At 67.6% G+C, this 13,937-nt stretch carries 11 protein-coding genes; 7 read left to right on the top strand and 4 right to left on the bottom strand.

Annotated features, from left to right (window positions below; translation table 11 throughout):
• The first annotated feature begins 162 nt into the window (after positions 1 to 162).
• Positions 163 to 627 carry a hypothetical protein gene (locus NQK81_RS02590; RefSeq protein WP_257486874.1) on the top strand — a complete coding sequence of 155 codons (465 nt, stop codon included), beginning with the start codon at positions 163 to 165 and terminating at the stop codon, positions 625 to 627.
• Positions 624 to 1,367, top strand: a complete 744-nt coding sequence (locus NQK81_RS02585; protein ID WP_257486873.1) for a hypothetical protein — start codon at positions 624 to 626, stop codon at positions 1,365 to 1,367. The genes NQK81_RS02590 and NQK81_RS02585 overlap by 4 nt, the downstream gene beginning before the upstream one ends.
• Before the next feature lie 101 nt (positions 1,368 to 1,468).
• Here NQK81_RS02585 and NQK81_RS02580 read toward each other — a convergent pair whose 3' ends face one another.
• Together NQK81_RS02580 and NQK81_RS02575 are read right to left on the bottom strand one after the other, a co-directional pair.
• A complete protein-coding gene (locus NQK81_RS02580) occupies positions 1,469 to 1,699 on the bottom strand; it encodes a hypothetical protein (RefSeq protein WP_257486872.1) in 231 nt (76 codons plus the stop codon).
• Between the two features lie 2,037 nt (positions 1,700 to 3,736).
• Positions 3,737 to 5,125 carry a helix-turn-helix domain-containing protein gene (locus NQK81_RS02575; protein ID WP_257486871.1) on the bottom strand — a complete coding sequence of 463 codons (1,389 nt, stop codon included), beginning with the start codon at positions 5,123 to 5,125 and terminating at the stop codon, positions 3,737 to 3,739.
• 182 nt (positions 5,126 to 5,307) lie between these two features.
• Between NQK81_RS02575 and NQK81_RS02570 the strand changes: the two genes are divergently transcribed.
• The 5 genes from NQK81_RS02570 to NQK81_RS02550 all read left to right on the top strand — a co-directional run bounded on the left by NQK81_RS02570 (position 5,308) and on the right by NQK81_RS02550 (position 12,099).
• Positions 5,308 to 7,020, top strand: a complete 1,713-nt coding sequence (locus tag NQK81_RS02570; RefSeq protein ID WP_257486870.1) for a ribonucleotide reductase barrel domain-containing protein — start codon at positions 5,308 to 5,310, stop codon at positions 7,018 to 7,020.
• 8 nt (positions 7,021 to 7,028) lie between these two features.
• Positions 7,029 to 7,526 carry an NUDIX domain-containing protein gene (locus NQK81_RS02565; protein WP_257486869.1) on the top strand — a complete coding sequence of 166 codons (498 nt, stop codon included), beginning with the start codon at positions 7,029 to 7,031 and terminating at the stop codon, positions 7,524 to 7,526.
• Between the two features lie 315 nt (positions 7,527 to 7,841).
• On the top strand, positions 7,842 to 9,080 hold the full coding sequence (locus NQK81_RS02560) for a HEPN-associated N-terminal domain-containing protein (RefSeq protein WP_257486868.1): 1,239 nt from the start codon (positions 7,842 to 7,844) through the stop codon (positions 9,078 to 9,080).
• Between the two features lie 256 nt (positions 9,081 to 9,336).
• The gene (locus NQK81_RS02555) at positions 9,337 to 11,019 is read left to right on the top strand and encodes a hypothetical protein (RefSeq protein ID WP_257486867.1); all 1,683 of its coding nucleotides are present in this window, start codon (positions 9,337 to 9,339) and stop codon (positions 11,017 to 11,019) included.
• Positions 11,020 to 11,133: 114 nt separating this feature from the next.
• Positions 11,134 to 12,099, top strand: a complete 966-nt coding sequence (locus NQK81_RS02550) for a hypothetical protein (RefSeq protein ID WP_257486866.1) — start codon at positions 11,134 to 11,136, stop codon at positions 12,097 to 12,099.
• Positions 12,100 to 12,571: 472 nt separating this feature from the next.
• Here the strand turns inward: NQK81_RS02550 and NQK81_RS02545 are convergent, their stop codons facing one another.
• Positions 12,572 to 13,108 (bottom strand): hypothetical protein, encoded by a 537-nt coding sequence (locus tag NQK81_RS02545; protein ID WP_257486865.1) that lies wholly within the window; start codon positions 13,106 to 13,108, stop codon positions 12,572 to 12,574.
• Positions 13,109 to 13,128: 20 nt separating this feature from the next.
• Positions 13,129 to 13,728 (bottom strand): hypothetical protein, encoded by a 600-nt coding sequence (locus NQK81_RS02540; RefSeq protein WP_257486864.1) that lies wholly within the window; start codon positions 13,726 to 13,728, stop codon positions 13,129 to 13,131.
• Between the last annotated feature and the right edge of the window lie 209 nt (positions 13,729 to 13,937).

The following is a 13,937-nucleotide window of genomic DNA, read 5'->3' as shown; positions in this document are numbered from 1 at the left end:
CAGTTGCCGCCGTGCACGTGCACGGCGGCGTGGGTGATACCTGCGGGTATCACCCACATTTTGTGGTGACCAAAGAATCGAGTGCTTCGTCGTACGGCGACCGCCACTGTGAAATAGGGGTGGCTGCGCTCGTTGGGGCCGTGTTGATGGCATTCTGGAGAGGTGTCCAGGTTCTCGCGTTCCGAGACGGAACTTCGCCCGTCGATGCTGCGTCGGTACTCCGACAAGACCCTCAGCTGCTACCGCGCCCGCCTCGCGCACTACCAGCACTGGTGCCACGTTCGCGGCTACCAGACCGGCACGAACGCGATCACGACTACCAAGCTCCTCGAGTACGTCGACGACCAGATCACCCGCTGGGACGACACCCACGACCAGGACACTGACGCCTACCCGAAATACCGGCCCGATACCATCCGCCAGACCATCAACGCGCTGGTCTTCTGGGCCGAACGCAGCACTGGCCAGGCACCCGACGACCGCGCCGCCAAACAAGCCCTCCGCCGCTTCACCGACACCTTCAACCGCACCCACCCGCCAGCCTGGCGGGTCGCCGGACGGCGATCACCACGACCCCAACGCGCCACGATCCCGCGTCCACTCGGCGACGGCGGCGAGCGGCCATGACCACGCGCGAACAGGAACTCGCGCTCGCCCAGCGAGTGCAGCGACTGGTAGCCGACCCACGCGTGACCGGTGCACTGCTCGGCGCTGGAGTGGCGATCGCGGCGATCCTGGACGCCGGGATGCGCGATGAGGTGACCCTGGGCAGCATCCAGGACCTGGCGCTCGGACCGCAACGCACCACCGGCGGGCCGGTCACCGTCCCCGGCTGGAGCGAACAAGACCTCACCGCCTGGTACACCGAGCGACACCTCGACCCAATCCGCGAACTGCTGCGCAAGGACATCCGCCGCTACCAGCCCCCAGCCGCCACACGCATCTGCCAGGCCCCGATGCCCCGGAAAGGACGGTGCGGCCGCAGCTCAACCCGCAGCACCATGCTCACCGACTGGACAACCGGCCAACGGCAGTGGTGCGAGGCCTGCACCCGCCACCTCGACTGGTGGACCACCTTCACCACCGAACACGCACGCGGCAAACCCGACATCGTGCCCCAGCCGTACGCGAACGCCGGCGGCGCACTCGCCCGCCACGTCCCAGAAATCGACTGGCCCCACCTGTGGCAGCAACTCGACCCCCACTGGGAGCCGACACCCGAACGCGAGCCCGGCCAGAGCGGCCCACCGACACTGCAGGCCATCACCAGCGAACCCACTCAACCACCGAAACCCGCCCGCGCCCGACCACCCGCGTCACGCCGCGTCGCGCGCTTGGTCCTCGTTGCCGATCTCTCCGGACAGTGACGGGACGAATGCAGAGATCAGCGGCACCAAGGCCGGGCCGCGCAGTTTGGGGTAGGCGGCCGCAGGCTCGCCCATGCCGAGCGGTCCATGCACGTCGAATGTCACGAGCTCTTGCCGACGAAGGCCCTCAAGCCTGCAGCGGAAACAGCGCCGCGATCACGGTAGAGGCTTGCTTGTTCGGCCGGGAACCGTTCAGAGGACCCGCGATGGTCGTTGGCCTCCACCTCCTCGCGCAGTTCCTCGCGGCGCGCGGCTAGGTACTCCTCTGCCCCCTGCAGCACGGTGTACCGGCCAGGTTCGACGTTCCAGACCTCACTTTCCTGCTCGACCACGATGGTGTCGAACTCGTCGTCGGCGCTGTCCGCAGCCCATTCACCGAGATCAACTCACAGACGTGCGTGCGACCTAAGGTCGCGGCCGAGGTTCAACCACCACCCGGCCGCTGTGCGCGCTGCGGTGGGGATACGTGGATCATCGCGGACCCGTCGTAGCGCCGCGTGATGCTGCTGTACCCCTAACCCGTACACGAGACCACGGATGGTTCGTTCCGCTAGTGCTGCGCGTGTGCGTTCCCAGACAACGAGATGGACGGCGAGCGCGGTGGTCCAGAACGGGGTGTCGTGTCCTCCAGGAATGTGGGCCAATGCCCAGACAGCGGCATCGGAGGTAGCTGAGGGCAATGGGCCGCGGAGCGCGAGTCGTTCGACGCGGGGCCGGTGGGCGGCGGTCTCGCGGAAGGGCAGAGCGCCGAGGATGGCTCCGGCGTACTCAGGTGCCCTTGGGACGGAGGGCTGGGCAAGTTCGGCAGTCAGCGTATCGGCCATCGGGAGACCCAGCGGTGTGGCTGCGATCATTTGTGCCGAAAGCAGCCGAACGTCGCTGACGGGACTGTAAAGCATCTCCTCGGTAAGGACGCGCAGGCCGTGCGCCACCCCGGGCTGAGGGTCCTCGTGCAGGCTGCCCAGCACAGCTGCGCAGATACGCGTCACGGTGGCGGCGGTGACATGCGCGCGGGCTATCCTGCGCGGAACGCAAGACCTGGCCGAGAACGTCGTCCTCACGCAGCATGCGATCCAGAGCGCGGCCGGGTTTCGGTCGGGCGGATCGCGGTATCAGCCTGAGCAACTCACTGGCCAGCGGGCGGGCGTCGAGATGGGTATCGCCGTCAGAGATGTGCTGGACGAGCGGGTCGTAAAGGGCGGCAAGGTCTTCGTCACTGAAGTGGTGGTTGCGCACTTTCCGGACACTGGCCAGCAAGGCGCCGCGCAAGGCTTGGTCGCTCGTGGGGCGCGTAAGTTGCCGGGTGACTTGCACGGTGGCTGCGCGCTGACGCGTGCTGTCCGAACCACCTGTCACCGATCCGAGCCATATACGCCAGCGCGGCAACCGGGCGTTCTCGGAGCCGCCCGTCTCTGTCGCTCGATTGAGCCACCGCCTGGCCACGCCGGCGTGGCCAGGCGAAGCAGGAGGACCGGTGGTCAGTCGCTCGGGTGCTGTTGAGGCGCATCCTGGACGGGCATGCGAGCGCGGCGACCTTGGCGAATGAGCGATCCGCCAACCAATACGACGAGTACAACGCCGCCGTAGATGAGCTTGGCGACAAGATTCCCTTCCAGCAACGAAAACACGAATGGCGGTGATATTGCTGTGATAATCAAAAGGCCATAGCCAAGTACGACCTGCGACCTACGAGCCCTACTTGAAGCCACCGCCTGCTTCCTTCCCTCAACCCAAAGGTCCATCCTCGAGGTTAGCGCGGGTTGGTCGAGCCGAGAGACCTTTAGACGGGGTGGGCTCCATCGGAGGTGTCTCCTGTCAGATGACCTGAGCCATTCCAACGCCGTGACCTGCGGCGACTCAAGAGTTCAGTGACAGAGGCCGGGTGACATCGGAACCCAGTGCTGTCGCTGAGCTGGATGGCTCGGATCGAAGGCAGGTGGCTCGGCATCACTGGCAACGGACACGTGTCCCCTATTAGGCTGCAAGTCGTACGGCTCGGAGTGCGCCGCCGCTGACCTCGAGCGCGCTGCGCCAATGATCCCAGCACACCACGGCCTCGGAGCCGGCCGCGTCTCTCAGTACGACGAGTCCCGGACGGCTACACGCATCGTCGATGCGGATGCCCGGTTCCGCGAAGCCGGAGACCCGGGAGTCTCTGCGTAACGTTCCCACCTGGCCGTCGTGCCCGCGTAAGCGATCAACCGCCCACAAAAGGAGGCGTCCGCCGACACCCGTCGGCGGACGCCTCCTTCTGACCTAACACCACCTGCCGCCGGTCCTACCCGTACTTGTCGATCACGGCGCGAAACCGGGTACAGCTGTGGCCCCAGTCATCCAGCCGAAGACCGGTTCTAGCCGGGTGCGGCCCGTCAGACCGCGGTGCCGGTGCGCCGGGCAAAGTCTTGCAAACCCGGCAGCCGGTTGGCGGTGGGGTGGCGCAGCAGGGTGGTGGTCATCGTGGTGGTCGGTTTGCGGTAGCGGACCTCGTCGGGAGAGGCGTGTTCGGCGGCGAGCAGCGCGCGGTAACAGTGTTCGGGTTTGCCCCACTGGTGGAAGGCGCGGGCGACGTCGACCCAGTAGCGGGCGCGCCGTTCGGTGCTCGGGATGCTGGCCGGGATAATGCGGCGCGCGTGCTCGATCGCGGTGCCGGAGTCGCCCATGACGCGGGCGATGCTGAGCTGGTAGAGCCCGACGCCGGTGGGTCCGAAGCTGGTGTACCGGTGGTCGGCGTCGACTCCGAGCCGGGTGGCGGCGTCGACGGCTTCGGCGATGAACGTTCGAGCGGTGTCGCGGTCGCCGTCCGCGGCGGCGGTGTAGGCGGCGGTTTCCATCAGCGACCCATACACCGACAGCTGATCGGGTGTGCGCAGGTCGGGCTGCAGGGCGAGCGCGGTGTCGATCACCATCTGCTGGGCGGTGTCGGCGTGCCCAGCGCGGCGCAGCACGATCGCCCAGACCCGGCGCGCGGTCGCCTGGGTCAGCAGATCACCGCTGGCGTCGGCGGCCTGCGACGCGCGGTCGGCGACGGTCCAGGCGAGCCGGTCGCGGCCGGTTTTGACCGCGAGGTCGGTGGTCAGGGTGTAGAGCTCGGCGAGCTGGGCGTGCGCTCCGGTGGCGGTGTCGCCAGGGCGCGGATCGGCGCGGGTGGCCGTCGCGGCGGCGATCAGGTCAGGCAGCCGTGTGGCGACCTCGCCGTAGCGGCCCTCGGCGAACACGGAACGGGCGACGGCCACGGCCTGCCGCAGCTGGGACACTTCGGCGGGGGCGCCGGTGGTCAGCGGCGGGGCCAGTAGCGCTCTCTCCAGCGCGGAGATCGGGTCGCCCGTCGCGGCGGCAGCCGGATTGCGTGCGGGAGTGCCGAGGACCGTGCTGCCGGCGAGGGCGCCCATCCCCGCGAGCAACGTGCGACGACGCATCGGGTCGTGCTCCTCCCACACCGGCATCGGATCGCCGCTCACCCTAGGGGCTGCAGTGGCGCCGGGCCGGGTGGACACCCCGGTGGAGTGGTCGAGAGCGAGCCCGAACACCTGCACAGGCAGGAACAGCGCCCGGGCCAGGGCGCGCAGGGTCTCGACGTCACGCAGCGGGGAGCTGCCGGTTTCCCAGCGGGAGACCTGGCTACGGGAGTAACCGCACCGGCGCGCGAGCTCGGCCTGGTTCCAGCCAGCGGCAGTCCGCGCGATCCGCACGATCTCGCCGGGCGTGTACTGCTGGCGCGTCAGGGCCGCGACGACCCCGCGGTGCGCCGTCGAGGGCATCGGACTCCTCCCGGGAATGTCCACCTCAGCCGTCTCACCGTAACCGATTTTCCTTCGGGGCAACCGGATGTGCATGACATGCACACCACGCGCGGGAGCCGCACAGCCCTCTGCCCGCCGATGACCGGCGGCGGTTGTGTGGCAAGGGCCTGAGCAGCCGCACCCGAGGAGGGCTTTCCGTCATGTATCAGTCGACGTTCCCCACCAGCCCGCAGCTGGAGGCATACCTGCGGTCCGGCCGGATCATCTCCGAGCACGAGACCGCCCAGGACATGGTCACCCGCATCGTCGCCGCGCTCGAACACGCCGACACCCGGTTCGACCCCGACGGCGCGGCCGCGTTCGCCGAGCGGCTCGGCTGGGCGTGCGACACCGAACGGATCGTGTTCTCGACGCCGATCATGACCAACGCCGGGCGCTACGCCGACCGGCCCTTGGCCGCCTGCGCGGTCCCGCCCGTGGACCTGCGCGGCGACCTCGCCAGCGTCAAGACAATCGTGGACGACTACCACCGGGCCGGGATGGGCACCGGGTTCACCCTCGACGAACTGGACGACCCCGTCGGAGTGCTGCGCTACCTCAACGACATCGCCGTCACCGGCGCGAACTCCGGGCACGAGGACCGGCCGGTCGGGAACATGGCCATCCTCTCCCTCGATCACCCGGCCGCCGCGGAGTTCATCGGCTGCAAGGTCGGCGCGGACGCACGCGGCGAGACCTGGAAGTTCAACATCTCACTGCACGTCACCGACGCGCAGATGCGCGCCGCACTCGACGGTGCCGGGCGAGAGCGGGACCTCTTGATCGCCGCAGCGGAAGCCGCGCACTCCTGCGCAGATCCCGGGCTGCTGTTCACCGACCGAATGAACCAGGGCAACCCCACGCCCGAGATCGGCGCGTACGTCTCGACCGCGCCATGCGCGGAAGTCGGACTGGTCGCCGGGGAGACCTGCCAGTTCGGCTACCTCAACCTCGGCCGCTTCCACACCGGCGACGCCACCGTCCCGGTCGACCTCGCCGCCCTCGCCGACACCACCCGCATCCTCGTACGAGCGCTGGACGACGCGATCGAGGCCAGCCTGGCGCACTACCCCTCGCCGCTGTCGGCGCGGGTGATGGGCGCCAAACGTAAGGTCGGCGTCGGGGTATGCGGCCTGGCGGACCTGCTGCTCGCCGCCGGACTCCCCTACGACAGCGCCGAAGGCCGCCGGCTGGCACAAGAGGTGCTGGCGCTGGTCAACTACACCTCCAAGCTCGCCTCCGTAGAACTTGCCCGCACCCGCGGTGGCTGCCCAGCCGTGGCCGGCGGCCGGTCCCGCTACGCCGACCCGCGGTTTCTACGCCGGTTCACCGACTTGGAGGTCGTTAGCGTGACCCGCGGCGACTGGGCCGCCCTCGCCGACGAGATCGCCACCACCGGGCTCCTGCGGAACTCCTCCACCATCGCGGTCCCGCCCACCGGCCGCTCGGCGCCGGTGGTACGAGCCTCGACCGGGATCGAGCCCCTGTTCCGGCTCTCGGACGACCTGCCCGGCCAGCAACGCGCGGGAGTCGTAGCGGCGCTGAAGGCCGCCGGCCGGACCGACGTGCTCGGTTTCGTCGACACCCACGGCCGGCTTCCGGCCGACCCGACACTGCCGCAGCGGCTACGCGCCGTACTGGCAACCGCGACACAGATCAGGCCGGCAGGGCATCTGGCGATGGCCGCCGCGGTGCAAGCCTGCGTCGACGAGGCAGTATCCAAGACCGTGAACCTGCCCGCGACCGCACGGCCGGTCGACGTGTACGACACCTACGCCACCGCGTTCGAACTCGGCTGCAAGGGCATTACCGTCTACGTCGACGGATCACGCGACATCCAGCCGCAAGCCCTCGCCACCGCGTCCGCCAGCTGAGGAGACCCATGACCGCCCCGCAGTACGTGTTCGACACCAAACACGACCGCTACCCCCTCGCCGTGCACGTCTTCCTCATCCAGGAAATCGATCGCGGGTGCGAACTAGCAGACAAGCAAGTGCTGCTGATGCGGCGCGCCGGCTCCGGCTACGCCGACGGGCAACTCGGGCTCCCGGCCGGGCACGTCGACCTCGGCGAGACCCCGACCGAGTGCGCGATCCGCGAACTCGGCGAAGAACTCGGCATCGAGCTCCGCGCCACCGACCTGACCCCAGGCGCCACCTGGTTCCGCATGTCCCAGGAACCGAGGATGGACATCTTCTACACCGCCCGATCGTGGGAAGGCACCCCACAGATCCGCGAGCCGCACAAGTGCACCGAGCTCGTCTGGACCGTCCCCAATGTCATGCCCGCCGACGCACTTGAGTTCCTGGCCCCAGCCTGGAACGACACGCAGAACGGGCGCGTCCTGCGCGAATACGGCTTCGCACGAACGCTGGTGTAACCGCACTACGACATGTGACCCTCGGCTCGCGACACGGTTTCCAAAGCCGCCCCAGAACGCTCGACAGCGATGTCGCGCTCACGCGCTGGGGAGACATCGTCGATGGCCGCGTCGAGACGCTCGGCGCACCACAGTAAGTCGTAGGGGCCGTCTTCGATGGCGCCGTCGATATGGCGTCGTGCGGCGCGCACGCTGCGGCGTTGACACTCGTCGCGCCTGCCGCGGTGTCAAGCCGGTGGCAGCCAGGTCCGCGCGTCATGCTCACTGAGATACTCCCAGCTGCCCCTGCAAGTCTCTCCCTGGCAGGGGGATGCCGTGCTGACTTCGGAGGACGACGTGGACGAACTGGCTGACGACGGCTTCCGCATCGTTGATAACCAGACGGTGTGCTTGCACTGTATTCACGATGACGGCTTACGGGAGGCAGTGGGCACGAAACTCGCCGAGTGGCAGTGCTCCTTCTGTGGCACCACAGCTGACGAGGCGACCGATCAGCCGATCGCGGCCAACTTCGAGGATTTCATGATCATCGTGATGGAGGCGCTGCGGTTCGTGTATGGCAAGGTCGAGGACAACTTGTACTGGGACAGCGAGGACCGCCAATGGATGGGCGGAAGTACTGTCAGCTCTACCGAGGCGGCCTACGAACACTGTTCCGGAGACGTCACCGATCCAGTCATGGAAGCCCTCGCCGCAGCGATCACCTACGACGAGTGGACCACCGAGAACTTCCTCGAACTTCGTCCGGACGAGGCACTGCGATTCACCTGGGAGTCCTTCCTGGACAAGGTGAAGTACCGCTCGCGGTTCGTGTTTCTCTCCGCTGGCGAGGAGCCGTCCGATCGCCCCGACGAGTACACCACCGAACAGTTTCTGCAGAAGATCGACACCGTCCTTCGCGACCACGGATGCCTCGCGTCGGTACCCGCCGGGCGCACGTTCTGGCGGGGGCGTCTAGCCGGCGACCTCACCGAAGCTGGAACGTGGAACAGCGCAGCTCACCTGGGTCCACCTCCCCGCGACCGCGCGGCCAACAGCCGGATGAGCCCGGCAGGCATCACGATGTTCTACGGCAGCAACGACATCGAGACCGCAATAGCGGAGATCAGCGCACACAGTAAGGAGCCCTACGCCGTAGTGGGCCGGTTTGAGACAGTTCGGGACCTGACTCTGCTCGACCTCACTACACTTCCGGCCCTGCCGAGCCTGTACACCCCTGCCGGGCGCACCCGGGAACGCTATGACCTGGTCTTCCTCCGGCGATTCGCCCGCGACCTGGCCAAACCGATCGCGCTCGATGGCCGTGAGCACATCGAATACGTCCCCACTCAGGTCATCACCGAATACCTGCGCTACATCTCTCCGCTCGGCGTCAACGGCATTCTCTTCCGCAGTGCACAAAACGGAGGCGTGTGCTGTGTGCTGTTCTGCGACGCCAGCGCGTGCCTCGACCCCGGGCAGCAACCCGAGCCCTTCGTCGAGCCTTTGCTCGTCCTGCACACCGACTCGGTGACAACCCTGGATGTTCCTCTTGCACACGAATCTGCCGGGTGACGAAGGCACCGCGCGCCTGGGGAGGCAAACTCGCCTGGAAGGGGTACGTGCTTCCCCTGCACCAACGCCGCCCACCTCCGCGGCATGCTTTCACGACATCGTCGGAACGCTCCAGACAGCTCGCCCACAACATGATCACGTCGTTCTGCCCAGAGATGGCGCTGAAACCGGCCGGGCCCGCTCAGCACCACCTAGTGGTGGATCCGCTTCAGCCCGGTGTGCCGTCCGCAAGGAAGCCGTACTGGCGAGGAAGATGATGAGCGTGCGGATCTCCTGGGATGAGCTTGCCGAGTCGCCGAAAAAGGCGGAGCAGATGTTCGACCTGCTCATGCATGCCGAGTACGGCAATCGCGTGCGCACGATCAACGGTTCCGGAGGCGACGGAGGCCGTGACGCCTGGATCGAGGACATCCGCCGCGCCGTGGAATTCAAGAGCTGGACGAAGCTGGGAAAGTCGCAGCGCGCGCAGGTCGTCCGCTCGTTGAAGCGGGCGTCCGAGGAAGACATCGCGTCGTGGGTGCTCGTCGCTCCGGTGCACGCGACACCAGGAGAATTGCAGTGGTTCAACAGCCTGAAAGGTCGCTACCGGAACTCTTTCGAAATGCAGTTACTGGACGTGCGCTGGCTGGAGTCGAAGTTGGCCGAGCGTCCCGACATCGCCCGCTACATGATGACCACCCCGCACCAGGAGGTCGTCGACATGCTGCGCGAGCTACACCAGGAGCAAGCCGGGCTGCTCGGCGGAGTGCCCGACCTGGCCAAGCGACTGAACGTCCTGAGCGCTCGTGCTGACGAGTTGTCGCCCATCTGGGGATTGGACTTCAGCACTCGCGGTGGGCAGAACTCGGTATTCGTACGATTGAAGCCCGGAGTTCCGCCCCAGCGCATCGAAGTCCATCTGGACACCGTCGAGGACGATCCGGCGGGTTCCGCCCTCACCGAAGCCATGTCCGACGCACTGCACTACGGCGCTGGCACGGTCATCGAGCCCGGCTCCATCACCCGCGTCGACAACGAGGCGATCACGTCGCTGAACCTGCCGTGGGAGCAGGTGGCGATGGTCCTCCCGGATCAGCGCGTCACCGCAGGTTTCCCGCGCGCGGCCTCGCTGCGTCCCCGCGACAGCGACGGCACCAAAGGCCGTCCGCTGCACCTGACCCTGCACTACGCCACCGAGGGCTCCCGCGGCATGTACGTCCACGGCACCGACACCACCGGCATGCTGCGGCTGCGCGTGCGCATCGACCGCCCCGGCTCGGAGCAGAACTCGGACGTCGGGATACTGCTGCAATACGGATCAGACGACGTCCAGCACCCCGACGCGGTCGACCCCGAAGCGCTGCTGCGCACGGTGACCCTCCTGGATTCCCTCGACCACGCTCCCGGAATGGTCCTGACGCTGGGCACCGAGCAAATCGACCTCGACGCCCAGCCCCACGAACCCACCGGCCACTTCGCACCCATCGCCCGCGCCTTGCGGGACTTCATTCTCGTTCGCGACGAGCTCGACGTCGCACTCCCGCTGCCCGCCCGTTGGTCACGCCAGGACGACCGCAACATCGCGTTACTCGCCGGCCTGCTGCGCGGCGACGAAGTCGCTATGCCGCTGAGCTCCACCGTGTGCCATCAGATCAGCACCGCGGACGAAGCCAGGCAATACATGGACCTCCTCGAGCGCGGCCACGGAGGGAGGATCGACTTCGAAATGGTCGGTCTTGCCCTGCCGGTCGGCGAGGTCCAGATTCCCGTGGACCCGCTCTACGTCGCCTTCTCCCGAGCTCGGATCACCAACGCCGCCGAAGTCACCCAAGCCATCGCCAGCCAGGCCGGTGCAATCCCCGTCGACATCAGCCCAGCTGCCGGATCGCTCGTCCTGGGACGCAGAACGCCGTTTCCCGCTCCTGGTGCAGACGACGGGCCAGCTACCCATTCACCCTGACCTGGACGCGCCACCGAGCCGGCGGCTCCCGCGCGGTTCGGACCGGTCGACGAGCAGGTGTTTTTCCCCGAAACTCGCGGGCGTCGGGCGGCTAGACAAGGTTCAATACCAACCGTGACTGCCGACTTTTCTCCTGCCCACGAGTCTTCCGGCGTCGGCGGTGACCAGCCCTCGACGATCGACCTCCTCTTCGCGGCGTACGGACACCTGCGTGACGCCTGGTCCGAACTGCTGCGGGACGAGAACTGTGACGAGGCGGCGCCGTGGCGCGCGTCCGGCCCTGTGGACGCGGACCCCGACGAGGTCAGTCGCCTGCTGCACATCGCCACGATTTCCGCGGACAGTGCAGGCATCTCGGTCTTGCATCACCTGCAACTGCTGGCGCTGGCGTACCCTCCGGACGCCCTGACCGACGCAGGTCTTGACCCGCGTGGATGGCCTGGACTGTCGTCCTTCTCCGCTGCCCGGTCGCTGTTGGAAGCTGCGAGCTTGTTGAGCTGGTCGTTGACGCCAGACAAGACTGAGCGGCTTCGCCGCTGTGCTCAGTTCCAGCTCTGGTCGGCGAACGAAGGCAGCAAGAGCGACCTCGGACCGGCCCCGGGAGGCCCCGGTTCGGTGGACGAAGTCCGCAAGACCATCGAAGCCGCAGGCTTCGAAGTTCAGGAGTTCGGCCGCTACAACGACCTCGGCGTGGTCCTCGATGGCCAGGTGAAGACCTTCTACACCGCGAGCGCGATCTCCAAAAGCCTCGGCGAGCCTGGCCGGCGGCTCTACCGGTGGTGGAGCGGAATCGCGCACCACGCCTCCTGGGCGGTCTCCCCGTGGAGGACCCTGAGCCTGCGCGACGACAGCACCGGGATGTACCTCTCGACCCCGAACTTCGAGGACAAACACCTTGAGCTCGCTGCCGACGTGGCCGCCGTCGTCCTCATCGCCGGGCGGTCGCTGGGCGATTTCCACGGGAAGGAGCTGCGAACGTTCGAGTCGACCTGCCAGCAGGTGGAAACCGTGCTGCGTCAAGCGATTCCGGACGTTCGGCGGACACTCGGTCGTCCCGGCAGCGACCCCACACAGCACTGACCAACAGACCGTCCTGCTCGCGGGCTGCTCAGCCGGTTTATGGCGGTTCAGGACGTCATCGGATCATCGGTCACGAACGCACAAGCTCGTCCGTCCTCTTCACCGAAACGCCACTGGTTACCGGCAGACGCTAACGCGCTGCTGCCGATCGGCCATGGAGGCGCGCTCTCGACTGCGGGTCCTGGACCGTGTTCGCTCACAGCCTGGCCGGACGACTGATCGTGGCGCGCTAGCGACCTCCTGTGGCGTAGGCACGACGCGACCATCGGCAGAAGGTGTGCACGCCGGGTGGCCACCCGGCGTGCACATTCGCCGCGGATGCGCGCGTGCGGCGTCACGGCGAGGATGGGGCCGGTGGCGTCGCGGGCTGCCACATTATCGGCGGTGTCGAACCGCATCACCAACCACGGCGGGTCAGCGGGCACCGGCACCGGCGGGGACGCGGAGGAGCAGGAAGGGCTCCCTGCGGTACTCACGACGGCTCGACTTTGCGCAGCGGCAGGGTGTCGAGCGCGCCGCGCAGGCAGCAGTCGAGCACCGCCACGCCCTGGATACGTGTCCACGATCGGCACGCCGTGGCCAGCGCCGCCGGATCAGCGAGGCCGGGCAGGTCGGCGTCCTCGATCTCCTGCGCGAGCAGTTCGCCGGGCTGTTCCAGCCAGACGGCGTCGATGACGGTGCCCCGCACGAGGTAGGCCACCGCGTTCCACTCCCCCGGGGTCAGCGGGGGAACCCGGGCGATCTCGAGTGCCAAGACCCGGGAGAGCGTGTCCTCGGGCAGGGCGAGGCGGAGATCAGGCATGTCCGCGCGGCTGTGCTTGATCGCCTGGTCGACGGCGCCGACACTGATGCCCAGGTGTGTGGCGACCGCGGCGCGGCCGCCGCGTCCCACGGCGCGCACCGCGGTGGTGATCGCTGCGGCACGGCGGGCGGGAAGCACCTCGAAGCGGGCGCGGTCGATCTCGGCGAGCTCGCGGTCAAGTACCTGCTGCCACGTGGACTCAGGCATCGTGTCGCCTTTCTAGATCGTCAGCAGGGCGACGGCGAGGCGTCACGCAAGCAGCGCAGGTAGTCCTCGAGCCCGTCGATCACCGCGTCGGGCTCACCGGAGCCATCCCGGAACTCCGCCAGCAGCCGCTGCGCGGTCGCCTCGATCGCCTCGTCGGTAGTCGCCCCGGTAATCCCGGCCTCCTCGGCGGTCCACATCTCGCCGATGCTGTCCACGTCGTAGACGGGCAGCAGGCCCACGGCGTCCCGATCGTCGCAGCGAGGCAACAGATCGGCGATGTCCTCAACAGCGGCCAAGGCGTCCGTGTCGAGCCGGATCACGGTGTTGCTGCCGTCCCACACCTTCTCCGCTCCGGCCATGACCCTCTCGGCCAGGGGCGCGACCTGCGCGAGCAGCTCGTTCACCGCGTCCCCAGTCAACAGCGGAATCTCCCAGTGCCGCTCGAAACCGTGGTACACCTCCGGAGAACAACCCCCGTCAACGTTCGCGTCGTAGTCGGCCCACAGCCGCCCGCTGATCACGTCGAGAGCGATGTACACGGGCTGCGGCCCCTGCTCGCCGCGATACCAGCGCAGCAACTCGTCCTGCGCGCCACACTTGATGATCGCAACCTTCGTCATGCCAACTCCTCCCGATCCCAGCACTACAGTTGCAACTGTAGCAAGCTACAGTTGCAACTGTAGTATTCTTCCCCTCGGGCGATGTCGTGCTCTTTCGACTCGACTCCCGAACATGTTGGGCGGACCCAGTCATGCTTCTCAGCGAGAGCCAGCGGTGAGGGTGGTGTCGATGGCCGCATGGCAGGCCCCGTTGCGTCGGGCCTTGGACG

Origin of the sequence: Amycolatopsis roodepoortensis (assembly GCF_024628825.1) — a bacterium.
Classification (GTDB): Bacteria; Actinomycetota; Actinomycetes; order Mycobacteriales; family Pseudonocardiaceae; genus Amycolatopsis; species Amycolatopsis roodepoortensis.
The sequence above is the reverse complement of the archived record's forward strand: the minus strand, read 5'-3'. Positions and strand labels throughout refer to the sequence as shown.

What these genes read in the sequence shown, in the direction of transcription:
- NQK81_RS02585 (WP_257486873.1), top strand. Translation starts at nt 624, where the DNA reads ATGACCACGCGCGAACAGGAACTCGCGCTCGCCCAGCGAGTGCAGCGA.
- NQK81_RS02575 (WP_257486871.1), bottom strand. Translation starts at nt 5,125, where the DNA reads ATGCCCTCGACGGCGCACCGCGGGGTCGTCGCGGCCCTGACGCGCCAG.
- NQK81_RS02570 (WP_257486870.1), top strand. Translation starts at nt 5,308, where the DNA reads ATGTATCAGTCGACGTTCCCCACCAGCCCGCAGCTGGAGGCATACCTG.
- NQK81_RS02565 (WP_257486869.1), top strand. Translation starts at nt 7,029, where the DNA reads ATGACCGCCCCGCAGTACGTGTTCGACACCAAACACGACCGCTACCCC.
- NQK81_RS02555 (WP_257486867.1), top strand. Translation starts at nt 9,337, where the DNA reads ATGAGCGTGCGGATCTCCTGGGATGAGCTTGCCGAGTCGCCGAAAAAG.
- NQK81_RS02545 (WP_257486865.1), bottom strand. Translation starts at nt 13,108, where the DNA reads ATGCCTGAGTCCACGTGGCAGCAGGTACTTGACCGCGAGCTCGCCGAG.
- NQK81_RS02540 (WP_257486864.1), bottom strand. Translation starts at nt 13,728, where the DNA reads ATGACGAAGGTTGCGATCATCAAGTGTGGCGCGCAGGACGAGTTGCTG.